General features: G+C 56.4%; 22 protein-coding genes, 1 tRNA gene and 1 pseudogene. 13 read left to right on the top strand and 11 right to left on the bottom strand.

All coding sequences use genetic code 11. The features are described from left to right. Window positions 1-191 precede the first annotated feature (191 nt). Entirely contained in the window at window positions 192-869 is a 678-nt protein-coding gene (locus BMY29_RS08620) for a hypothetical protein (RefSeq protein ID WP_049989047.1), read from the top strand. 474 nt (window positions 870-1,343) lie between these two features. Here the strand turns inward: BMY29_RS08620 and BMY29_RS08610 are convergent, their stop codons facing one another. Together BMY29_RS08610 and BMY29_RS08605 are read right to left on the bottom strand one after the other, a co-directional pair. Continuing rightward, window positions 1,344-2,099, bottom strand: coding sequence for a hypothetical protein (locus BMY29_RS08610; protein WP_049989048.1), 756 nt, complete (start codon window positions 2,097-2,099; stop codon window positions 1,344-1,346). Continuing rightward, window positions 2,099-2,422 carry a hypothetical protein gene (locus BMY29_RS08605; RefSeq protein ID WP_049989049.1) on the bottom strand — a complete coding sequence of 108 codons (324 nt, stop codon included), beginning with the start codon at window positions 2,420-2,422 and terminating at the stop codon, window positions 2,099-2,101. Before BMY29_RS08605 ends, BMY29_RS08610 begins: the two co-directional genes overlap by 1 nt. A 273-nt stretch (window positions 2,423-2,695) precedes the next feature. Here BMY29_RS08605 and BMY29_RS08600 point away from each other — a divergent pair. Then, window positions 2,696-3,429, top strand: a pseudogene (locus BMY29_RS08600) (IS6 family transposase). Here BMY29_RS08600 and BMY29_RS08595 read toward each other — a convergent pair. Together BMY29_RS08595 and BMY29_RS08590 are read right to left on the bottom strand one after the other, a co-directional pair. Next, complete coding sequence (locus tag BMY29_RS08595) at window positions 3,426-4,400, bottom strand: S1 family peptidase (RefSeq protein WP_074854676.1); 975 nt, start codon at window positions 4,398-4,400, stop codon at window positions 3,426-3,428. The pseudogene BMY29_RS08600 and the gene BMY29_RS08595 overlap by 4 nt on opposite strands. A gap of 172 nt (window positions 4,401-4,572) precedes the next feature. Next, window positions 4,573-5,460, bottom strand: a complete 888-nt coding sequence (locus BMY29_RS08590; RefSeq protein ID WP_241471244.1) for a GIY-YIG nuclease family protein — start codon at window positions 5,458-5,460, stop codon at window positions 4,573-4,575. 146 nt (window positions 5,461-5,606) lie between these two features. Between BMY29_RS08590 and BMY29_RS20585 the strand changes: the two genes are divergently transcribed. Continuing rightward, a complete protein-coding gene (locus BMY29_RS20585; protein WP_143067677.1) occupies window positions 5,607-6,560 on the top strand; it encodes a hypothetical protein in 954 nt (317 codons plus the stop codon). Between the two features lie 113 nt (window positions 6,561-6,673). After that, a complete protein-coding gene (locus tag BMY29_RS20580) occupies window positions 6,674-6,970 on the top strand; it encodes a hypothetical protein (protein ID WP_143067676.1) in 297 nt (98 codons plus the stop codon). Window positions 6,971-7,041: 71 nt separating this feature from the next. Here the strand turns inward: BMY29_RS20580 and BMY29_RS20575 are convergent, their stop codons facing one another. After that, window positions 7,042-8,043, bottom strand: coding sequence for a hypothetical protein (locus BMY29_RS20575; protein WP_143067675.1), 1,002 nt, complete (start codon window positions 8,041-8,043; stop codon window positions 7,042-7,044). A gap of 1,900 nt (window positions 8,044-9,943) precedes the next feature. On the opposite strand from BMY29_RS20575, the gene BMY29_RS08575 reads away from it, so the two are divergent. After that, on the top strand, window positions 9,944-10,531 hold the full coding sequence (locus BMY29_RS08575) for a tyrosine-type recombinase/integrase (RefSeq protein ID WP_049989052.1): 588 nt from the start codon (window positions 9,944-9,946) through the stop codon (window positions 10,529-10,531). 5 nt (window positions 10,532-10,536) lie between these two features. Here BMY29_RS08575 and BMY29_RS20570 read toward each other — a convergent pair whose 3' ends face one another. The 4 genes from BMY29_RS20570 to BMY29_RS08555 all read right to left on the bottom strand — a co-directional run bounded on the left by BMY29_RS20570 (window position 10,537) and on the right by BMY29_RS08555 (window position 13,186). Continuing rightward, entirely contained in the window at window positions 10,537-10,926 is a 390-nt protein-coding gene (locus BMY29_RS20570) for a hypothetical protein (protein ID WP_143067674.1), read from the bottom strand. Window positions 10,927-10,932: 6 nt separating this feature from the next. Continuing rightward, a complete protein-coding gene (locus tag BMY29_RS20565) occupies window positions 10,933-11,931 on the bottom strand; it encodes a hypothetical protein (RefSeq protein WP_143067673.1) in 999 nt (332 codons plus the stop codon). An 8-nt stretch (window positions 11,932-11,939) separates the two neighbouring features. Then, a complete protein-coding gene (locus tag BMY29_RS08565) occupies window positions 11,940-12,167 on the bottom strand; it encodes a hypothetical protein (RefSeq protein WP_049989054.1) in 228 nt (75 codons plus the stop codon). Window positions 12,168-12,874: 707 nt separating this feature from the next. Continuing rightward, complete coding sequence (locus BMY29_RS08555) at window positions 12,875-13,186, bottom strand: helix-turn-helix domain-containing protein (protein WP_049989056.1); 312 nt, start codon at window positions 13,184-13,186, stop codon at window positions 12,875-12,877. A 412-nt stretch (window positions 13,187-13,598) separates the two neighbouring features. On the opposite strand from BMY29_RS08555, the gene BMY29_RS20560 reads away from it, so the two are divergent. The 3 genes from BMY29_RS20560 to BMY29_RS08540 are packed head-to-tail and all read left to right on the top strand — an operon-like array spanning window position 13,599 to window position 15,012. After that, window positions 13,599-13,766 carry a hypothetical protein gene (locus tag BMY29_RS20560; RefSeq protein ID WP_241471245.1) on the top strand — a complete coding sequence of 56 codons (168 nt, stop codon included), beginning with the start codon at window positions 13,599-13,601 and terminating at the stop codon, window positions 13,764-13,766. Next, a complete protein-coding gene (locus BMY29_RS08545; RefSeq protein ID WP_049989057.1) occupies window positions 13,763-14,008 on the top strand; it encodes a DUF7389 domain-containing protein in 246 nt (81 codons plus the stop codon). The genes BMY29_RS20560 and BMY29_RS08545 overlap by 4 nt, the downstream gene beginning before the upstream one ends. Next, entirely contained in the window at window positions 14,005-15,012 is a 1,008-nt protein-coding gene (locus BMY29_RS08540) for a tyrosine-type recombinase/integrase (protein WP_049989058.1), read from the top strand. The genes BMY29_RS08545 and BMY29_RS08540 overlap by 4 nt, the downstream gene beginning before the upstream one ends. Before the next feature lie 114 nt (window positions 15,013-15,126). Here BMY29_RS08540 and BMY29_RS08535 read toward each other — a convergent pair. Next, window positions 15,127-15,198, bottom strand: a tRNA-Ala gene (locus BMY29_RS08535). A 288-nt stretch (window positions 15,199-15,486) separates the two neighbouring features. Between BMY29_RS08535 and BMY29_RS08530 the strand changes: the two genes are divergently transcribed. From BMY29_RS08530 to BMY29_RS08510, 5 genes are all read left to right on the top strand, one after another. Continuing rightward, the gene (locus BMY29_RS08530) at window positions 15,487-17,127 is read left to right on the top strand and encodes a long-chain-fatty-acid--CoA ligase (RefSeq protein WP_049989059.1); all 1,641 of its coding nucleotides are present in this window, start codon (window positions 15,487-15,489) and stop codon (window positions 17,125-17,127) included. 239 nt (window positions 17,128-17,366) lie between these two features. After that, entirely contained in the window at window positions 17,367-17,837 is a 471-nt protein-coding gene (locus tag BMY29_RS08525; protein WP_049989060.1) for a 30S ribosomal protein S15, read from the top strand. A gap of 16 nt (window positions 17,838-17,853) precedes the next feature. Next, complete coding sequence (locus BMY29_RS08520; RefSeq protein ID WP_049989061.1) at window positions 17,854-19,032, top strand: hypothetical protein; 1,179 nt, start codon at window positions 17,854-17,856, stop codon at window positions 19,030-19,032. Beyond that, a complete protein-coding gene (locus BMY29_RS08515) occupies window positions 19,029-19,364 on the top strand; it encodes a KEOPS complex subunit Pcc1 (RefSeq protein WP_049989062.1) in 336 nt (111 codons plus the stop codon). The genes BMY29_RS08520 and BMY29_RS08515 overlap by 4 nt, the downstream gene beginning before the upstream one ends. Then, window positions 19,361-19,996: a 30S ribosomal protein S3ae gene (locus BMY29_RS08510; RefSeq protein WP_049989063.1), complete on the top strand. Its 636-nt coding sequence runs from the start codon at window positions 19,361-19,363 to the stop codon at window positions 19,994-19,996. The genes BMY29_RS08515 and BMY29_RS08510 overlap by 4 nt, the downstream gene beginning before the upstream one ends. Window positions 19,997-20,139: 143 nt before the next feature. Here the strand turns inward: BMY29_RS08510 and BMY29_RS08505 are convergent, their stop codons facing one another. Beyond that, a complete protein-coding gene (locus BMY29_RS08505; protein ID WP_049989064.1) occupies window positions 20,140-20,577 on the bottom strand; it encodes a cupredoxin domain-containing protein in 438 nt (145 codons plus the stop codon). Window positions 20,578-20,659 lie beyond the last annotated feature (82 nt).

The raw sequence follows: 20,659 nt of genomic DNA, 5'->3' as shown, positions 1-20,659 counted from the left end.
CCGCAGCACGTGCGTGACCGCGCCGGCCTGGCGCTCGTTCTGCTGATGGTGATCCCGGTCTCGCTATCGGTCGTGAATCGCGCTCTTCGGGCCGGAGACGACCCGTACGCTATCGCTGATACACTACTTTCTTCAATTCCTGTAACCACACTCAATTTTTAAATTGACACTAATTGTACGAACGTATTCGGATGAACCGAAGACGCGTCGTGCAATTAGTCGCACTGGGAGGCTTCACTATCCCACTCGCTGGCTGCTCGAACGAGGCAGCTGACGATGAGGACGCTTCAAATGGCGATGAAGACGAGACAGCCGAGGAAGAAGACGAACCCGTGGACGAGCCTGCTGATCAAGAATTCTCCGGAAGCGGAGACGACGTTATCGAAGATGTCCCCATTGAAGGCGGCCTGACCATCGTCGACGCTACGCACGAGGGCGAGGATGAGTTTGGAGTCCGCCTCGTCCCCGAAGACGGATCCGGCACGCTGTTTGCCGACTCGTCGGGAGCGTATACCGGGCAGACGGCTCGAAATATCGACGACGGGTCATACGTACTCAGCGTTGTCGCCGATGGTGACTGGGACGTAACCATCCAGCAGCCGCGTGATACGGGCGGCGAACGTCCGCCGCTCTCCATCAGCGGCAGCGGAAACGAAGTCCGCGGTCCGTTCGAATTCGACGGCACCTACCAGCCATCCGGCGACTTCGATGGAGAAAGTATTAGCGTCAACATCCTCTCGTCGACGGGTGATTCCCGCCAATTCGTGTTCAACGAAGGCAGCATCACCAACCCGTCTCAGTTCGAGTACGAAGAGATCGGCTACGTAGAGATCAAATCTGACGGCGAGTGGTCGATCGAGATCGAATAACCGTCGCCCATCCAATTTTTAGCGAGTCCTCCCTTCCCGCTGGCGAGGTGTTGAACCTATTACTGAGTAATTCGACAGCGCCCCTGCGGTCGGTCTCACCGTTCTGCTTGAACTTGGGTACTGGCGATCAAGATCCGGCTTGTCGCTGCTCTTGTAGTCGTGTCGTTGCTCGAGGGGCTGCTGTCACCCCCTTCGTCGCCGCTTTCTGTCTGCTCGGTTTGCTGGTCGTTGCTGCTCTCGGTTGCTTTGGGCTGCTGCTCGTCGCTGCTCTCGACCTCGCCGCCGTCTGCGCCTTCGCTGCTGGTCGGGGCCGCCTTCCAGGCCCCTTGGTCCCTTGCTCGCTGGTGGTCGTCGCCACTCTTCGCATTGATGTGGCTCCTGACCGCCTCCCTCGAGGCAAAGGGCGGTTGCTCATCGCTCCATTCGTCTGCGTGCTTGTCGCACCCCTCAACGGGGCAGAAGTAGGTCATGTGGTTACCAGTCGATGTCGTCTTTCGTCAGTTTGCGATCGCCCAGCTCGCGGAACGCCGTCGCTGACTCCCCGAGAAGGTCGTTCATCTCGTTGATCGCCGCCGCGGCCTCCTTTGCCTCCGCAACGGCGATCTGGTAGCGTCGCCAGAGGAGGTTCTTTGCGCCGTACAGTTCGCCTGGCGGGTCGTCTGCCTGGGCTTCGGCGACGAGTGCCTCGACGTCGTCTTCATCGAAGCCGCACGCCTCGACGAGAAACTCGCAGGCCTCGTCTTCGCCGTCCTCGCAGTGGTCGCGAGCGTGGCCGCACTGCTCGCCCTGTGCACCCTCGAGGTCGGCGAGACGATCGTCGACGTTGGTGTCGGCGTCGAGACGGTCACCGCGTTCGTCGCGAGTCGCTCGCTTTGCCACTTCGCGGTGTTCGTCGACGCTGAGTGTGTGGTCGTAGTACGCGAGCCAGTCGTCGACGCCCTGCTCGATCATCAGTCCCTTCACGCTCCTGGCGTGGGGCACCGAGGTTCGAGAGAAGTCGATCGACTCGCGTTCGTGATCGGTCATCTCGGCCTGGCCGCCGCGGCCGCCACGTTCGGATCGTCCGGCCGCGGCCTCGATCGTCGCCGTTTCGAGGACGTGGTCGGGAGCGCTCGAGGAGATCGCGACGGTCTTGAGCCGTCGGTCGTCGTCACTGCAGAGGTGGTCCGCGTACTCGTCGCGGAAACTGTCGGCCGCCGCTTTCGATCCGAACTCGATCCGCTCCGTCATCAGTAGGATCGGGTGATATAGCGGGCAAGCCGGCAGTTCTTGAGCGTCCGCGAGTGGCCATCGTAGCCGCCGGTCGGTTCGCTCTCGTCGAGTGGTGAGCGCTCGAGGACATCCTTGAGGTCGGGCGTGACGTGCCACGATTTCTGGCCAGTCGGGATATCGACACAGACGACCGGCCACTCGTCGTGCCAGTACCAGCCCGCAGTGTTCGGGTCCCAGGTGAGTCGGATCGCTCTCGCAAAGGCGATCGCGAGGAGATTTCGGTCGTGGTAGACCTCATCGATAGGCTTTTCGTTGGTCGGTGGCGGGTTGTCTGCACCCATGTTTTGATGGGACTCTCGAGCGAGTGATAGCGGTCGAGAATATCATAGTCTCGTACTGGTGAGATTAATGATTAAACAGATTCAGCACCAGTTAGGAACGTAGCCATGCCGATCCATCAGTTGGTACAAGTTGGTCGTACGTCGGGCGGTGTTGTGCTCCCGAAGAGCGAGCTTCGGGCGCTTGGATTGGTCGATGAAGAGGGCAATGTGAGAGATGGCACCGTCTAGTTAGCGCGGTTTGAGAAGCGAGCAGGTCGTAGAGCTAGTTTGGCTATGACGCTCGCAGACCTGCTCAGCGAGTGCTACGCGACGGAATTTGATGAAGCTTGGGAGCGTGAGCGGACGGCGACGCCCGTCAGGGTGTTCGCCGTCCGCCTCCACGCGACCGGCTGTTCGCTTCGAGAGACACAAGCAATTCTTCGCTTGATCGGCGTCAAACGCTCTCATCAAGCAATCTGGCACTGGGTACATCGGCTGGCTGACAGCGTACAAGACCCGCTGACGTCCACGAGAGCGAAGCTCTCGTGCGGCCCATCAGAACGCGAAGCGTTCTGAGGACGGCGAAGCCGTCGCGGGTCGCCATTGATGAAACCGCTGTCAAGATTAACGGCGACTGGTCTTGGGTGTACGCTGCAATAGACATAGACTCTCGGCTCGTTCTCGATGTCACAGTGTTTGGACGACGAGGTACCGATCCAGCCGCTGCGTTCCTGCATCGATTGACCAAGAAACACGATCTCTCCGATACCGTATTTCTCGTCGATGGCTATGGATATCTGACTGCCCTCTCTCGGTTAGGGTTGAGCGGTCAGCTCGACTACGGTGATCGAAACCTGATTGAAAAGTGGTTTCATACCTTCAAAATGCGAGTTGACCGCTTCCATAACTCGTGGGTGGGCAGTCGGGCGAGCGTCCGCGAATGGCTTGAACAATTTGGACACTATTATAACATACAACGACCACACCAGTCACTCAACGGACAGACGCCAGCGGAGGTGCTTAACTAGACAGTGCCCACATCCTCATTATCGCAGTTTCGTATTATATCGTCCAACAGATTTGCGTGCCAAACTCGGTTTAGCCCCGAATCTTGCTCCACACTCATTAGTCGGTTATCAAGTTCCTCAAGATAATCTTCTAGACCTGGTTCACTATTGTCATCTGTGATCTTGTCCCTAATATCATCAAGAGAGAGTCGACTTTCTGTTTCAAATTCCTCATCAGAATGGATCCCCAATAATGTCGGACTCTGCCGTTTTGCTGGACCAGTGACTCGGAGAGAATCTATCAATTCTTCTTCCTCATCTGAGATTTTAAGGTCCGATTCTACATCATTTAGTTCATAATAATCTGGAATGTGAATAACAGGGCTTCCACTCATACCATTATGTAACCTTGAATCAATGAAGAAATACGGTGAATCATGATAAGCTACTTGATAGGGGCTGGAAATCAAAGCATCTCGCATTATTGGAAGGTAATGGAAATCAGTTAGTAAGTTTGGATAACCAATTACTTTAGCAACATCCCCACCAGATACAGCATTTCCATAATTAGGAATGTCTGCACGATGAAATGCATGTGCAGACTTGATATCGAAGTCTAAGGGCAGGACTGCAATATCGATCCACTCATTATCGGGATGCTCTCTCCATTTTTTCGATCCATCGCTATCATAAAGGTCAACAGTTTTTCGGGTTGTCTCCCTTATGGCTCTGGATTGGCGGATGTGTATGATAAGTGAATCTGGATCACTCTTATCAGGTGGATTTATTACGTGCTTATTTGTGACGAGATATGGTCCAGTAGAAGGAAGACTGGGGTCATCATAATCATCTAATCCCCACTGATGAAAATAGAAAAATCCTGTTCCGACGAACCTCTGATTGTTTCTTCCGTTATAGTGATATCCTATTGGGGTTAGCTTCCGAAAAAGCGGGTTTACGTCATCGCGTGGGTGTTTCCCTGAATGAGGCATCTCTATGGAGATAGTCTGGGAGATTCACATAAAGGATATTTGATCTCCGCCATGAACTGAATTTGCTATCTAGTGGATTTGTATGAGTACAACTACGAGTGGTGTGTCTGAGGATGGGAACAGAGTCCGACAAAACTCGTAGACTGCGCCGAATCTGGTCTCTGCTACTAACTCAATTCCCGAACTGCGCTGTCGGTGATCGCTGTGTCACGAGATAGTGCGTACCAATCAGGTCAGTCTCGACCTCGGTTCGCTTGTGTTTTGCGTCCATTCCGTCTGGGACGGCTACTGAAAACAGCGCCTCACTACCAAACGTGTTCTCGTGTTGCCGGAGTCGTCGTGAGAATGCTTTCGTCTCGCCGATATACGCCAGTGGTGGCGCGTCACCTTCGTACCAAATTCGGTAGACACCCGCGTCGGGTAGATCCGGCTCAAGTCGATCTTCAAGCCGATAGGGGCCACTCCACTCGAGACCCATCCAATCGGATGCAGTCACGTCGTCGACGTTTTTCCACGGAACTGGCCCCCGACCGGGTTCGGTGTTTGATTCGGCCTCTCCCTCCTTGAGCGGGCCACCCACGTATCCATCACTTCGGTATCCTGACTGTGAGTAGCCGGGGATGATCCGACCGAAGTTCGCGGTCGGACTTTTACCCATTTCGCGACGTGCTATCGCGATGAGTGCTTCCTCGAGGCCTTTTCGGTCCTGGTCGTGAGTAGCGAGCGACGGTGTCGCGGTCGACACTTCGAACGCCGGTCCGTCTCGATCACGAACTGCCCAGAGGCACGGAGCAGCGGTGTGCGGATCGCGGAACGGCATCTCCTTAGAGTGGACGTTTCGTGCCAATGCACTCACCCGTCCGCGTGTACTCCGACCGGTTTGACCGATGTACTCGAGGCCGTCACGGTCACAATGGCGAACGCGGTAGAGTCCTGGATCGGTCGAAATTGCGGTCAGATCACCGTCTACCAGATCGAGAGATAGCCATTCGCTCCAGTCGACACCCATCCAGTCGTCTGCATACAACTCTCGCTCGTTCATATCTGTTAGTTGTACCATGTAAGCCGCTCACCTATCATTAAACCCACATTTGGAACCCGTATCCTGATGTGATGCTTCTTCAGTCAATGAACTTGTCGTGATACGCCAAGGTGGATGTTTGAGAAGACGAAGGTTATATGCCATTATAGTGGTTGACAGTTCCTATGACACAGGAGGATCTACGTGAAAATATTGCCTTTCGCCATATCGATGATGAATGGCACCATCATAACTCGAACGTCATTTATCGCATTTTCAAATTGAAGGAATTCTATGACGAGATAAGAGATCATATAGAAACTCTCGAGGGTTTTGTTGAACAATGTGGATCAGAAGAGAAAGAACCATCAAAGAAACTGATCAGTGACTCCCGTCGCGCGATATTAAGGTTAATGAGGAATGTCGAAGCAATTGCTTGGAATTTCCCTCATTTAGCGCATGAAAGTTGGTTTGGGTCGTTCAAAGAGGATATTGCGCATGGATATTGGCGAATTGAAGAAATGCGCTATCAAAACGCAGAGTCTGATCCTGATGAACGAAGGCAACTCTGCGGCGAAGCTCGAAGAATATGTGAGAATACATCTGAGGCTTTCTCTCAAGGTATCTTGGGTCGCTTAACAGAATTTTTTGAGTTCATGGATGTTGACTTCCATATGAAAGATACACCTAAAGAATACAAGAGCACTATTCGAGAGGCCGCTGATCTTTATTGCTTAGGCTATTATTCAACAGCGCTACTGGTCTTGGGGCGAGCAGTTGAAAAGTGCTTACTGCAGCTGGGAAGAGATAGAAAGGTTAAATCTATTCGTGCATATAATGACGAAATTGATTGGGAAGACGCAAGATTTCACTTCCGGAACAAGGCACTCAATCGAATAGATATGCCCGAAAAGCATGGGAAAGTACTTTCTGATCGCCAGTATCATCAGATTGCTATTCTAATTAAATATCGGAACAACGTAGCTCATTCCGATTATGAACAAGTTGGGAGAGATGAAGCACTCCGTCAGTGTATGAGCGCACTCGACTTATTAGAAGAGTTGAACGAGCTGAGATCTCACTTACGGGAATTAGATGATGAATCGATCCGGCCCGTTTCCAATCAAAAAGCGCAATAAAGGGTGTCCGAGAATTCATCCAGTATTGGACTCTTCTGTCGTCTCGATCGGTTCGAGATCAACTCAACCAATATTCTTTATATATTGTCAGTCAGATAATCTGGTAGAGCATCATGGAGAAGGCTCCGAAATTCAGCAGGAAAGACATAGTAATCTCTGAGTCGCCACCCGGCTATGATGCAGATCCATATCCTGCCATCGTTCTTAAGGTGACAGACAAAGTCGCCGGTGAAGAGGAAGTGAAGCGCTCTGATGGCACTGTACTGACGTACTCAGAACACTATGGCAAAGCGGTGAATGATTCTGATCCCCTATATCGAATCCACGATCTCGTACTCGTCGACGGAGAACTCAAGTCGGGAACAACAACCTATACTGTTCCTGAAGGGTCACTTCGCCTTCGAGAATAAAGCCATCTTCTCATCTCTGACGGGGGTGTCCGAGAAGACTGATAGAGTCGGATAGCCAGTCTTGGCTGTGGTCAGTGTCTGGCAAGTAGAATTCGCTTCGGATGGTACAATGGTCGTGATAGGCGGACAAGAAGTTGTCCGTGCAACTGCTCCGCGTGATTAATCACCTGGTATCGTTGTTTCATACGACGAAGTTGTAACGCGATTCCTGCACTTGTGAGAACTCCTCGAAAGTCCTCCCCTTTTACAATATGCTGGCTCTTATCATCAGAACTTTTGTCATTACTGGCCAGTCCGTCCTCATAGTTGATTGGCTCCCCCTTCCATGGTCGCTGCAATGTTTTCCAGAGTTCGTCAGCCCAATTCGGACATTGCTCGTCAAGATATCCGACATCGATATCGGTATGGGACTCGAAAACTGCTCGAAGTTCTGCACCAGAGTCCAACTCAATGAGCAGTGATGCGTTTTCGACCAAAATAGGTAGTAACGGTTGACGGGCATCACTGCTGACCTTCGTGGAGCGTGATGGTAGGACCGCATTCGGGCCGGAAATGACGGTTCGACGGCCGGATACAATATGTGGGCCTGGCCCCGAGATCGATTTCTCTGATTGAATTCCTTCGTCCGGTTTAAGCAACATATCTGAGGGGAGTTGTTCTGTGAAGTGCTTTCCGTATCCGCTCTCGTGAAGCACTGCACTCGCCGCGAGCGTGGGGTCATCTAGTTCCGCCAACCGTCCCACTGCTTTCAGATACGCCATGAGTTCTTTTCGAGTTGTCTGATCCATTGTATGGAATTCCACGGGACGGACGTCGAGCAATACCGAACGATGTTCTCCATCCTCGATCAGAGAGCGGATCGGCTTCGATGCGGAAGCGTCCTTTACTTCGCCCGTCTCGTCCAAAAGTGGGCGGAAGATTTTCATCTCTCGTTTGCGCTCCCTATCGACAACCCCATTGAGATAGACACCTAAGAAAACAGCGGCAAAAGTGGCTAAAACGGGGAGTAGAAACCCAAGAAACGATAACAGTTCTCCAGCAAACCACTCAAGACCTCTCAACCAGCTACGCATTACCGAGTGGTCTGCTTGATATGTAATAATTACTGTGTATATAGTCTGTCGAGTCTGGTCATGGCTAGTACCGCAAATTTGTGTCCGAGAATTGCGGTAGAGTCGGACGGACGATCGTGGAGTGGTATTCCTTCTCTCTATCCAGAAAATTATTATTCGACGGTGCAAAGAGGACGGATGTTGTTCGGAAATCGGCATCCACTCATCGTACTCTTTACTACGGCCTACATCGGGATGTGGGCTCACGAGGGAACACACTACCTCGCTGGCGTCCCTTGGACTCGCCAGCACGAGATGGTATTCTGCTTCAAGATTTTCCCATGTAGTGTTGACTGGAGCAGCACAGATGTGCGTCCATTCGTGTATAGACTCTCCGGAGGGGCACCCCTTATTCTACTATTGCCAGGTGTACTCATATTCTGGTACGAAGTGCAACCACTCGTCCACGCTGGCCAATGGTTTGATGTTTTTGTTCGTCTCCCTTTGGTTGCTGCAGGACTGGTGAGTCGGAAGGACATTCAGTCCTTAGCTACACCCGATGATTGGATGAATTCGCCTGAATAGGATGATGAGTACAGATAGTCTACTGACCGCGAGGCCTACTGCTACCTCCTCTTATGGCGTTTCCTCCTTCGATTAGGTCGATGGGGGCCAAGATATAACACTCCTAAGACCATCCCAAACAAGACCATAGCGAGGAGAAATAAACCGAACCCAATAACTGCTGAGCCGAAGAGCGACTTGAGAATCTCGAACACGGGCATAGCGTCTGATATCATTCACTAATTTAAAAGAATACGGGACGATGCTGATGTCCGAGAATCGTAGTAGTGCCGGATAGGGTGTTCCGGAGTCGATTTTCCGGTGAATTTAGTCTGCGATTCGTCAGGACGTAACTCCGAGAATAATATCACACTTTGGGCAGACGTATTCGTTCACTCCGTGTCCGATACCACCTTTATTGACTGGCGTTACATCTCGATCGCAACCAGGGCATGTTCCCATACTATCGTGTTAGAATCAAACTGTAATAGATTTAGGGATGAATATTAGTTATGACAGGTCATTAGTGACCATAGAAGCATGTCCGAGAAGTAGAGTAGAGCCGGACAGGCGCTCGTGAAGTAGTGTTCAGTATCACCCTGGTTGCGATACGTACACATCATCACTGGTCACTTCATCCAGGACATCGGCCGTAATTGGTTCTGCTCGATAGGCCTCAGAAGTTGATCCGTACCAGTCAATCGAAAGTAGCCGACTGGCCGGGAAGATTTGAGTGAAGTGGGCTCCTCGTCCCCGACCTGCAGCATGTTGTTTCAATCGGGTCGCGGCTCTCTGAGTTACGCCAACATACAATAGGCGGTCTCTTTCCTGTGCTCGATGTGCCCACCTTCGATCCGTTTGAAGGTGGAATTCCTCGCGAAGCACTTTTTCAGTGACCGTCCGTTGGCGACACTCGAGAACGTAGACACCATCAGTCCACAGCGATCCATCGGCAAACCCCTTCAGAAGTTCTGCTATCCGTCGTTCATCGACATTGTGGCACAAGCAGCTATTCGGACAATCAGAGCTGACGGGATCAGAGAGTGCAGATTTGACCCGTGGGAGGGTATTAGACCGGATCTCGTCTTCAAGATCAGTGTCGGTTGCATACCGCCACCGACGTTTTCCTGTTCGTGCCACACTCTTATTCTGTCTATGTCGTTCTAACAAGGTAAATTGTTGGGAGTATTGATATTCTATCCTCGCTGGTGATGAGTTCGTATCTGTAGTTATCGCGAGCGCGGTGTCCGAGAACTCATACAGAGTCGGACAGAATCGGCTCGATCTCTCCCTCGAGCCCCACCGAAAAAACTAGATTCCCGGCGGTTCTTGTCCGGGATGCAGGCTACCCGGACGCATGAATCTCCAACAGCACGAGAACCGCGACGACATGAAGGTCTGGCTCAGCCAGAACGAAGTAGAACAGTTGCTTGAGGCGGCCGACGACACCCAACAGCGGATCGCGTTCGCACTCGGAGCGCGGTGCGGGCTCCGCTCACACGAAGTCCTCGACGTTGCGCCGGAGGACATCGTCGATACCGACGCCGGGACGATGCTCCGTGTCTGGCACGGGAAGGGCGACAAGTTCCGAGAGACACCGGTTCCGCGCGATCTCGCGACGACAATCCGGACAGTCGACGACGTGCGCGACGCCCCGACCAGCTCGTCGCTCGTCGAGATCACCAGTACGCGGTCGCTCCGGCGGTGGGTGCGATCGGCTGCCGACCAGCTGTACGACGAGACTGGAGACGCCGGCTGGGATCACCTCGGGTTCCACGATCTCCGACGGACCTGGGCGACCGCGCTCGCCTCCGACGATGTCGACCCTCTCCTAGTGTGTGACTGGGGCGGATGGAACGACCTCGAGACCTTCCTCGAGCATTATCGGGGTAGCTACAGTCCAGAGGCACAGCAACGAGAACGCCAGAAAGTTAGCTGGCTCTAAGGGGATCAGATTGTCCCTGTATAATCGTCCAGTACATTCTTTAGTATCTTGTCACAGACAACGAGACTAATGAACGTTGTTGAGACAAAGATGAGAATTTCTGGAAAAACAAGATTTCGATTAAGCTCTTCAAAAAGTCGACGAATGCTTTCAGCATAGAGGACTAACCAAGTGACGAATATCACCCTTACCCAGTTTTTCTGGCTATCATATGCTGGATCTTGGTCAATAAGTAAATATAGAAGAGAGGAAAGTAGTGTCACAAGAATACCGCCGAGAAATACCCTTGGTTGATATTCAAGAATGAGGAGGTAAGTAACATTAGCCACCGGGAGGAATGCAAAGACTGGTGTATCGTCATTGATGATCTCTAGTGCATCTCGAAGGTACGACATTATGTATTAGAGCGTATCTGGATCGAATCGAAATACGAGATCTCGTTCTTCCATCTCAAGGAGGCAATCAAGGCTATCGTGGTGGGTATTGAAATACTGACAAGTGTTTCTGACAGTGGGATGTGTATCGTGCCCGGTTCCACGGATTTGAATATATTCGAAGTTCCAGGCATATTCGTCGATATGTCGAGCTTTACGTAGGGCGTCATCGTAGACTTGTTTATACGGTTCAAGGTCACCATCTATATAATACGCCTCCTGATGATCGCTTTTAACAAATTCTACGAATGGAGCCGTGCGGATAATTCGGATGAAGGCGTCACGATAGTTGTCTTTGGTATCCGAGCCATTGAGAACCCGTTCCCGGTATTTCTTCTGGAAAATCCCATCGTAATCAAAGAACCCTGACGAACAAAATGATGCCACGTGTAGGGCTTCGTCTCCATATTTAGTCATCTCTTCTTTCCGCTCTCGAACATCCAACAATGAGAGATTATCGTAGGCTTCAGCATAACGTAGCAAGGCAGCATCTTTAATCATTTCTACAAAACGAGCAGGAACTTTATGTTCGTAAAACTCTTCAAGAGAATCCATATATTCCTTCCCTGTGCCATGATAGGCAGCAATCAGAGGATGTGTTTTAGATGGTGATAGACCACCTGTTTTTTCTTTGCCGTCTCTGATTGAAGCCTTAGCGTCGGGTTGACGGGCGTCTCCCGCGTTCTCTGGGTCTACAAACAAAACCTCCCGGCCATTTACTGTATCGACTTGATAAATTTGACCGTCGTCTAGGGCTGTGATGGAGACAACGTCATATTGTGATTGGTCAGGTAACTCGTCGGGCTTATCTGGTGATTGGTCGACCTCGAGCGCTGTCCCTGTCGAATATTTGTGATGGGGGTCGTCTTCGGCTAACGGAGATTGGTCCTCGTTTTCGTCGTGAGTATTGCCGCTGGTATCGCTACTCGAAAAAAGATTTCCCAGAAAATTGTCCCAATCGCCCATATAGAATACTATGAATCGTGGAGATACTTGCGAATTTCAGAGATATCGTCGCGGACAAAGTCAGTAGAACCGTGGCCAATATACCCAATGTCATCCGCTTTGATAGGTTCCCCGTCAGTGGCTAGGACGCGCTCCCCGTTAGGTTTGACGACAAATCCGTCGTCATCAACCTCTCGGTTGAGTGCATCAAGAACGTATTCGCGTTTTTCTTCTCCGAAGATGATTTCCTGTGGCATTATTGTTCCCCTTGCCTGTCTGTAAGTGGGATGGGTGCGAGATGGCTAGTCTCTTCCCATGCCTTCTTAGTCGCAAACTCATTGTCCACAGCATAAAGTAATAACGGTCCTTCTCTGACATGTTTACCGGCTGTGTGCAACGCAGAGAATTGCAAGAGTGAACTATTGGGAATTATTTACCTATAAGCTTTGTCTCTTATTTAATATTCTGGCGGATTCAGAAGGAGCAGGAGTGTCTCGGTAGTTTTCGAGCCCACAACTACCTCAGACCCGATGTACCCAGTGGCAACTGTGGAATGTGAAGGAGTCAAGTACTTCAAATTTCATGTGACATCTCGTTCTCTGTGTTGAATATATCTTCTACACTCAGAACACAGCTTTACCAGTTATCGGACGGGTCTGCCGGCTCTATCGCGATGATTAGAGAAGACGGTGAATCGTAGGCTGAGGAAGATTCTCTACATCTAATTCTCCCTCGAGGTACTCCTGACCTTTACCAGTGATTTCGTACATGTGATGATCGCTAAACACCGGTGTGATGAGACCAGCCTGTGTAAGCATTCGGCACCGCTCTTGGATTCTCCCTCGAGAAGCATTGAATCCCATAGCCTGTTCCATATAGCGAGGAGTTGACCAAGAATCCTCTTCGAGGTACTCAAGGATCCGCTCGTTGAGCGTACACATCCATCGGGCTGGTCTTCGATCCGTCACGATTCCGATGTCTCACTCACTGTGGGGCCGTCTCTCGAACCGTTGCCATTGAGGAAGACCTCATTCTCAGCGTCGTACTCCTCATCAAGATAGGCCTCCCCTCTGTCAGTAATAGTATAGACACCGTTTCCGAGCGGGGTCAGCAATCCATGTTCAGCGAGCTTCTTACAGCGCCGTGAGACAGAAGAGTGGGAAATCCGAAGACCCTCTTCTTCGGCGAGTTCGCCGACTGGTTTTGCACCTTCCTTCCGAATAGTCTCGAGAATGCGATCGTCCCAGATTGTCATCCAGGTTCCCGACTGCCTCATTACTGCCCACTTCGGAACACACTAACCTATTCCTACGATATTCTCCGCTTTGGAGAATACTGACCTACTTTAGTCAGCCGTCGCATATATGCAAAGAGAGCCTATACACAGAAACACGGAGCTACCAACTCGGCTGAAGATGACTCTTGTTGGTATGTGAGATCGGGCGGCGCTGGCACGCCGCCCAGAAGGTAGCTCCGGAATACACAATGAATTGCGGAACTCACGTGGGGCGTGTACCCCACGCACGGCAAGAGGCATCGCCAGCCAAAAGGTCTGACGCTCGCTGTACCTGCGGCGCAGACGCGGACGGCTACGACGCTCACCGCGACGCATCAGCCTGTCGATCGTGCGCAACTGCTCGAGCGGCGAGTATCGATCTCATACCCAGTAGCGATCTGGAGGTAAATCGATGAACGGCTACTCGCTCTATTCCTGTGATACGCCCCGGTGTACCGGGCTGAAGGAAGTGATTACTCCTGACGGCTATCTCTGTGAGGACTGCGCAGACGAACTCGCAGCGGAGTACGAGGACGAGGGCAATCAGCCAACGAACATCGGCGTCGCGAGGCACACATGAGCGAGGACGACGCGATCTCGATCACAACCGAACTCACGCGCGGTACGTCGACTGACGATCGCGACAAGATCCGTGCCGAGGTGAGCGCCGCGTCCGTCGACGAACTCGACGCCAAACTCGAGCGCGTTCGCCGGCGACTCGAGGATTGGGCCGACGAGGTCCGGGACATCCAGCCGGAGAACTCTCGAGGCCGCCGTCGACTCGCCGACGATCAGTCTGAACTCGGAGAGGTAGAGACATGAGCGACGACCTCGAGCCGATCTCACCCCGCGAGGCGGTCGATCTCTACGTCTCGCACCGTGAACTCGAGGTGAGCGAGAAGACGCTCCAGAACCACAAGTACCGGCTTGACGCCTTCGTCGAGTGGTGTGAGAAGGTCGGCATCGATAACCTCAACGATCTCACCGGCCGGCATCTCCATCAATACCGGGTGTGGCGACAGGAGGACGTGAACATCGTCACGCTCCGCGGGCAGCTCGCGACGCTCCGCGTGTTCCTCGAGTTCTGCGCGTCGATCGACGCCGTCGAACCGGGGATGCGCGAGCGGGTAAAACTGCCGGATGTCGACCGCGGTGAAGAGGCCCGCGACGAACTACTCGACGCCGATCGCGCCCACAAGATCATCGGCTACCTCGAGCGGTACAAGCGCGCGAGCCGCGAGCACGTCATCATGGCGATCCTCTGGCACACAGGGATTCGCCTCGGGAGTCTTCGCGCGGTCGACCTCGAGGACTACGAGCCCGACGAGCAGTGCTTCTGGCTTCGCCACCGCCCCGATACGGGCACGCCGCTCAAGAACCAGGAGCCGGCCGAGCGCGCGATGGCGCTCGACGACTACTACTGCGATGTCCTCGACGAGTACATCCGATTCCACCGTCACGATGTCGTGGACAAGCACGGGCGTGAGCCGCTCATCACGAGCGATCGGGGCCGGCTGAGTTCCGGTCAGATTCGGTCGGAGGTGTACCGACTCACACAGCCCTGTATGATCGAAGAGTGCCCCCACGACCGCGATCCGAATGACTGCGAAGCCACGGAGTACGGGCACTACTACGACTGCCCGAGCAGTCTCTCGCCGCACACGATCCGGCGCGGCGCGATCACATACCAGCTCCGCGAGGACATCCCCGAGAAGATCGTCAGCGATCGGTGTGACGTTTCCTCGGAAGTTCTCGATCGCCACTACGACCGCCGTACAGACTGTGAGAAGATGGAACAGCGACGCGACTTCATCGAAGACCTATAATAGGAACATGACTCTCGAGCAAGCAGCTGTCAGCACTGTCGTATCGATAGCTGTCAGAACACCCTTAGGGGACGGAATTCCGCAAATAGAAGGCCTGAGGTGCCAGATTTCGAGTGGACTCGCCGGGATTTGAACCCGGGGCCTCTCCCATGCCAAGGGAGTGATCTACCTCTGATCTACGAGCCCTCGTTCGCATCAGCACATTTCGCGTACGACTGTATAAACCCCTCGATATTCGACGACGGAAGCGGGGTTCGCTGTCGTGGGACACGGTTTCGTCCCGCGGAACGCCGATCCTGGCGGCCGGCGAATCGAGTCCGCACAGCGAGCGCATAGTACCAGGCCACCGTCGCTCACATCGCGCGGAATGTGACTCGAGTACCGATTCCGATCGAGTGACGACCATCCCAACGAGAGGAAGGCGGAGATAGAAATTAGGGCGATGACATGGTCTGTGGTATCGAGTGACAAATAATGAAAGAAGAGATGCGCACCACGGACTTCCTTGACCGGGCGGTCGACATCTACGGCGACGTCACGGGGATCGTCGCCCACGACGGGACGGAGTACACCTATGCCGAGGTGAACGAGCGGGTGAATCGATTCGCGCACGCGCTCGCGGAGCGGGGCGTCGAGCAGGGGGATCGCGTCGCCGTGCTCGCGCCGAACACGCACTATTTCATCGAGGCGCTGTACGCGACGAACAAGCTCGGGGCGGTGTTCGTACCGCTGAACTATCGGCTGACGCCAGGCGAGTACGAATACATCCTCGACGACTGCGAGGCGGGGACGATCGTCGCGGACTACGACTACGCGGGGAAGGCCGAGGCGATCCGCGACGAGATCCCGGCGGAGACGTTTGTCGGCTATCGGGCCGATGAGATCGACGGCAATTGGGAAGACTACGAGACGGTCCTCGACGGACAGCCGACCGAGGAGCCCGACCGGCCCGAGATCAGCGAGGACGACGACGCCAGCATCAACTACACCTCGGGGACGACGGGCGATCCGAAGGGGGTCGTGCGGACTCACCGGACCGAACACTGGCACGCCTTAGTTCTGAACCAGCACATGGAGATCCGGGACGACGACACCTACCTCTGGACGCTGCCGATGTTCCACTGCAACGGGTGGGGCCACACCTACGCCATCACGGGCACCGGCGGGACCCACGTCTGCCAGCGGACATTCGACGCCGAGGGGGTCTTCGAGCGCGTACGCGAGTACGACGTGACGTTCATGTGCGGCGCGCCGACGGTGCTCAACAACCTCATCGGCCATTACGAGGAGAGCGCTGCGCCGTCGGGGCAGCGGAGCGAAGGCGGTGAAACCGCCGGAGCCGTCGAGACGACCGGCGACCGCGACGTCCGCATCGCGACCGCCGGGTCGGCGCCCGCGACGGCCACCATCGAGACCGTCGAGGACGAGTTCGGCTGGCGGATCATCCACATCTACGGGCTCACCGAGACCGCGCCGATCATCACGACGAGCAACTCGCCGCGCCGGCTCGCTGCGCGCGGCCGCGAACTCAAGGTCAAGCAGGGCAGCGAGACGCTCTGTACCGACGTCCGGGTCGTCGACGAGGACGGCACCGACGTCCCCCGCGACGGGGAGACCATCGGCGAGATTGTCGTCCGCGGCAACCAGGTGATGGACCGCTATCTCGACAAGCCCGATGCTACGGAAAAAGCGTTCTCCGAGCGGCTGGAGGGCTACTTCCACACCGGCGACCTGGCGACGATCGACGCGGACGGGATGGTCGCGATCCAGGACCGCAAGAAGGACATCATCATCTCCGGTGGCGAGAACATCTCGAGCATCGAGGTCGAGGACGTCCTCTACGACCATCCGGACGTCCTGAAGGCCGCGGTCATCCCGGTTCCCAGCGAGGAATGGGGCGAAACGCCGAAGGCGCTGGTCGTCCCGCGGCGGGACGCGAATCCCGCCGAAAACGACATCGTCGACTTCGTCGGCGAGCGCCTGGCGGGCTACAAGAAACCGACGAGCGTCGACTTCGTCAAGGACCTCCCGGAGACGGCGACCGGCAAGGTCCAGAAGTACGAGCTTCGCGAGGAGTACTGGGGCGCGGAGGAGCACCGCGTGGGACAGCAGTGAGGCCCGGATCGGCGGTGCGAGCCGCGAGGGACGCTTCGACCGGCGTCCGAGCAGCGGCCACGGTGCCGGTCTAGAAACCCTTTAGTTCGTCCGAACGAAGAGATGAGTGGGAAGCGCACGGCCGCAAATCTGACTCCGCCGTCCACTGTTCCGGACGGCTTGGGATTGCGGAAGTGCACGGACAGTCGGAGCCCCGACTGTCGCGTACGGAGCGGTCAGTGCGGTTCCTATCCTCAACAATGGCACGAATGCACACCCGCCGCCGCGGCTCGTCCGGTTCGGACAAGCCGTCGGCAGACGAACCGCCGGAGTGGAGCGACGTCGACCCCGAAGACATCGAAGATCGGGTCGTCGAACTGGCAGAGCAGGGCTACGAACCCAGCCAGATCGGGATGAAGCTGCGTGACGAAGGCGTCACCGGCACGCCCGTCCCGGACGTCAAGCTGGCGACCGGGAAGAAGATCACCGAGATTCTCGAGGAGAACGACGCCACGTCCGATATCCCCGAGGACCTTCGGAACCTCATGGAGCGCGCCGTGCGCCTGCGCGAGCACGTCCAGGAGAATCCCCAGGACCACCAGAACAAGCGCGCCCTGCAGAACACCGAGTCGAAGGTGCGCCGTCTGGTCGACTACTACCGCGGCGACGAGCTCGAGCCGGACTTCGCGTACTCCTACGAGGTCGCGACGGAGCTGCTCGAGGACGAGTAACTAACACTATACTCGCATGGCCACCGAGGGTCGATCCGCCGAGCCGGCGTCCGCCACGAGCGCACTCGAGAGCGCCGGCTTCGTCCGCATCGTCGCCCGCGCAGACGGCGACGCGCTCGCCGCAACGGGGCTTCTCGCGACGGCCCTGGCCGACCGCGACACGCCGTTTCAGGTGACGGTCGGCCGGACGGTCACGGAGCGATCCGAACGCGTCCGAGCGCCGACGGCGGAGGGCGACGCGACGGTCGTCGTCGGGACCGCCGACGCGGACGCAGCTTCGAATCTCGTCCAGCTCCCGGCGGTCGATCGCCCCGCGACGCTCGAAGCGGTCGATCTCGTCCGCGAACTCGGCGCAACGCCGGATCCGGTCTGTGCGCTCGCCGGCCTGGTCGCCGGCGGCGGCCAGCCGGGCGCCGGCGAGAGCGAGTGGCTCCTCGAGACCGCGCGCGAACGCGGCCTCGTCGAGCGCCGGCCGGGAGTCGCGGTGCCAACCGCGAACCCGGTCGACGGACTCGCGTCCTCGACGCTCCTGCGTGCGCCGTGGTCGGGCGATCCCGACGCGGCACGCGAGGCCATCGGCGACGCGGTCGGCGACGATCCCGCGGCGTTCGACGCGGACGACCACCGCGAGCTCGGCTCGCTGGTCGCCCTCGACGTCGTCGGCGCCGACGAGTCGTCCGACGCGACATCGGAATCGATCGCGCGGGCGTTGCGGCCGTACGCGACGCCCGACGGCGTCTTCGCGACGCTGGGCGGCTTCGCCGACGTGCTCGATGCGACGGCCCGGGCCGAACCCGGTACGGGCACCGCACTCGCGATGGGACACGACGTCCGCGCGCCGGCGCTCGACGCCTGGCGGAAGTACGGCCGTCGCGCCCACGAGGCGCTCGACGCGGCGTCGACCGGCCGCTACGACGGGCTGTTCGTCGTCGGGATCGACGACGAGGACGGGCCCGTCGAGGCGGTCGCTCGGATCGCGGCGGCCTACCGGTCGCCGGAACCGACCGTCCTCGCCATCGGCGACGGAGACGCCGCGATCGCGACCCGCCAGGCCGAGTCCCTCGGCGCGACCGTCGAGGGCGTCGCCCGCGAACTCGGCGGCGCGTACGACGTCGGCCATCGCCGCGGCTACCTGCGATTCGACCCCGAGACCGACGAGTCGACAATCATCGCGACGGTGAGGGAACTGTTATGAGCCGGAAAGCGACGATTCGGACGGACTGCGACGACCCCGTGCTCGTCGCGCGGGCGCTCAGTCCCGACAACACCGCCGAGATGACGACGACCGTCGAACGCGAGACGCCAGAAGTGGCCGACACCGAAGACGGAGCCGACGACGGTGCAGGGACGGTCGTCACGCGCATCGAGCGCGAGACGACCAGCGGACTCCGATCGACGGTCGACGACTACGTGGTCAACCTCGAAGTCGCGATCGACGTCGCGACCAACGCACGAACCGCACGCCACCCGACGGACACGGGATCTGTGTCCGACACCGACAGCGACACAGCACACGATACACAATGAGTGAACGATCAGTCTCACGCGCGAAACAGGAAAAGCGGTGGTACACCGTCCTGGCACCCGAACAGTTCGACCGCCAGGAACTCGGTGAGACGCCCGCTGACGAACCGGACAAGGTCTACGGCCGGACCATCGAAACGACGCTTGGCGAACTCAACGACAGCGCCAGCGAGAACAACACGAAGCTGACCTTCAAGATCACCGACGTCGGCAGCGACAGCGCCTACACGGAGTTCAAGGAGCACTCCCTGACCCGTGACTACCTGCGCTCGCTGGTCCGACGTGGCGCCTCGAAGATCGAGGCCTACGTCACCGTCCTCACGACGGACGACTACCGGGTCCAGATCCAGCCCGTCGCCTTCACGACCAAGAAGGCCGACGCGAGCCAGGAGAAGGCCATCCGCGAGCAGATGGTCGAGATGATCGAAGAGGCCGCCGCCGAGCGGACCTTCGAGGAGCTTATCGACAGCGTCGTCGAAGGCCGTCTCTCCTCGGCGATCTACGGCGAGGCCAAGACGATCTACCCGCTGCGCCGCGTCGAGATCCAGAAGGCCACCCTCGAGGCTCACCCCGAGGAAGTCGCCGAAGAGGAAGCGACCGCGGTCGACGTCGACGAAGACGACGTCGCGGCCTGATCGCAGACGCCGATTTCGCTGCAACGCCTTTTCTTTGAGATGTCCCGTGCCGACAGGAGTGCCGCGAGCGGCGAGTCCGCGACTCGGCGTCCGGTTACGGATTACGGGTTACGAATTATGGACTACAAACGACGGACCGCGGATTACTCGGTGACGACGATCTCGCCGACCATCTCGGCCCGCTCGTGTGGAATGCAGTAGTACTCGTAGGTTCCGGGCACCTCGAAGGTGTACTCGAACGTCTCCCGGGGCGCCAGGCGACCGCCGCGGTCGTCGTGCCAGGCGTCGTAGGCGCTCGCCTGGTCGTCGAAGTCGCCGGTGGCGAAGTAGTCGGCGCCGTCGGGAATGCGCGACTCGTAGGCCGTGACGGTGTGGTCGGCCTCGCTCGTGTTCTTCCAGATGACGGTGTCGCCGACGGTCACCTCGTAGACCTCGGGGAGGAACTCGGTACGGCTCATCCCGATGTGGCAGTTCTCGCCGGTGCAGGGGTCGTCCCCGAGAACGTTGAGCGCGGACGAACACCCCGCCAGGCCGGTCGACGCGGCGGTGCCGACGGCGGCGAGATAGGCGCGCCGGTGCATACCGGATCTTAGGACAGTCGCGGTATAACCGCCCCGGTTCAGTTCTCGAAATCGAGCCGGCGGTCGGGAAACGAAAACACGT

The organism is Natrinema salifodinae (assembly GCF_900110455.1).
GTDB lineage: Archaea > Halobacteriota > Halobacteria > Halobacteriales > Natrialbaceae > Natrinema > Natrinema salifodinae.
The sequence above is the reverse complement of the archived record's forward strand: the minus strand, read 5'-3'. Positions and strand labels throughout refer to the sequence as shown.

Coding starts and splice junctions, on each gene's coding strand:
- BMY29_RS20560 (WP_241471245.1), top strand. CDS start 13,599: ATGAACGGCTACTCGCTCTATTCCTGTGATACGCCCCGGTGTACCGGG.
- BMY29_RS20565 (WP_143067673.1), bottom strand. CDS start 11,931: ATGGGCGATTGGGACAATTTTCTGGGAAATCTTTTTTCGAGTAGCGAT.
- BMY29_RS08590 (WP_241471244.1), bottom strand. CDS start 5,460: ATGGTACAACTAACAGATATGAACGAGCGAGAGTTGTATGCAGACGAC.
- BMY29_RS08530 (WP_049989059.1), top strand. CDS start 15,487: ATGAAAGAAGAGATGCGCACCACGGACTTCCTTGACCGGGCGGTCGAC.
- BMY29_RS20575 (WP_143067675.1), bottom strand. CDS start 8,043: ATGCGTAGCTGGTTGAGAGGTCTTGAGTGGTTTGCTGGAGAACTGTTA.
- BMY29_RS08605 (WP_049989049.1), bottom strand. CDS start 2,422: ATGGGTGCAGACAACCCGCCACCGACCAACGAAAAGCCTATCGATGAG.
- BMY29_RS08575 (WP_049989052.1), top strand. CDS start 9,944: ATGAATCTCCAACAGCACGAGAACCGCGACGACATGAAGGTCTGGCTC.
- BMY29_RS08620 (WP_049989047.1), top strand. CDS start 192: ATGAACCGAAGACGCGTCGTGCAATTAGTCGCACTGGGAGGCTTCACT.
- BMY29_RS20570 (WP_143067674.1), bottom strand. CDS start 10,926: ATGTCGTACCTTCGAGATGCACTAGAGATCATCAATGACGATACACCA.
- BMY29_RS20585 (WP_143067677.1), top strand. CDS start 5,607: ATGACACAGGAGGATCTACGTGAAAATATTGCCTTTCGCCATATCGAT.
- BMY29_RS08610 (WP_049989048.1), bottom strand. CDS start 2,099: ATGACGGAGCGGATCGAGTTCGGATCGAAAGCGGCGGCCGACAGTTTC.
- BMY29_RS08545 (WP_049989057.1), top strand. CDS start 13,763: ATGAGCGAGGACGACGCGATCTCGATCACAACCGAACTCACGCGCGGT.
- BMY29_RS08555 (WP_049989056.1), bottom strand. CDS start 13,186: ATGAGGCAGTCGGGAACCTGGATGACAATCTGGGACGATCGCATTCTC.
- BMY29_RS08525 (WP_049989060.1), top strand. CDS start 17,367: ATGGCACGAATGCACACCCGCCGCCGCGGCTCGTCCGGTTCGGACAAG.
- BMY29_RS08540 (WP_049989058.1), top strand. CDS start 14,005: ATGAGCGACGACCTCGAGCCGATCTCACCCCGCGAGGCGGTCGATCTC.
- BMY29_RS20580 (WP_143067676.1), top strand. CDS start 6,674: ATGGAGAAGGCTCCGAAATTCAGCAGGAAAGACATAGTAATCTCTGAG.
- BMY29_RS08565 (WP_049989054.1), bottom strand. CDS start 12,167: ATGCCACAGGAAATCATCTTCGGAGAAGAAAAACGCGAATACGTTCTT.
- BMY29_RS08520 (WP_049989061.1), top strand. CDS start 17,854: ATGGCCACCGAGGGTCGATCCGCCGAGCCGGCGTCCGCCACGAGCGCA.
- BMY29_RS08510 (WP_049989063.1), top strand. CDS start 19,361: ATGAGTGAACGATCAGTCTCACGCGCGAAACAGGAAAAGCGGTGGTAC.
- BMY29_RS08505 (WP_049989064.1), bottom strand. CDS start 20,577: ATGCACCGGCGCGCCTATCTCGCCGCCGTCGGCACCGCCGCGTCGACC.
- BMY29_RS08515 (WP_049989062.1), top strand. CDS start 19,029: ATGAGCCGGAAAGCGACGATTCGGACGGACTGCGACGACCCCGTGCTC.
- BMY29_RS08595 (WP_074854676.1), bottom strand. CDS start 4,400: ATGCCTCATTCAGGGAAACACCCACGCGATGACGTAAACCCGCTTTTT.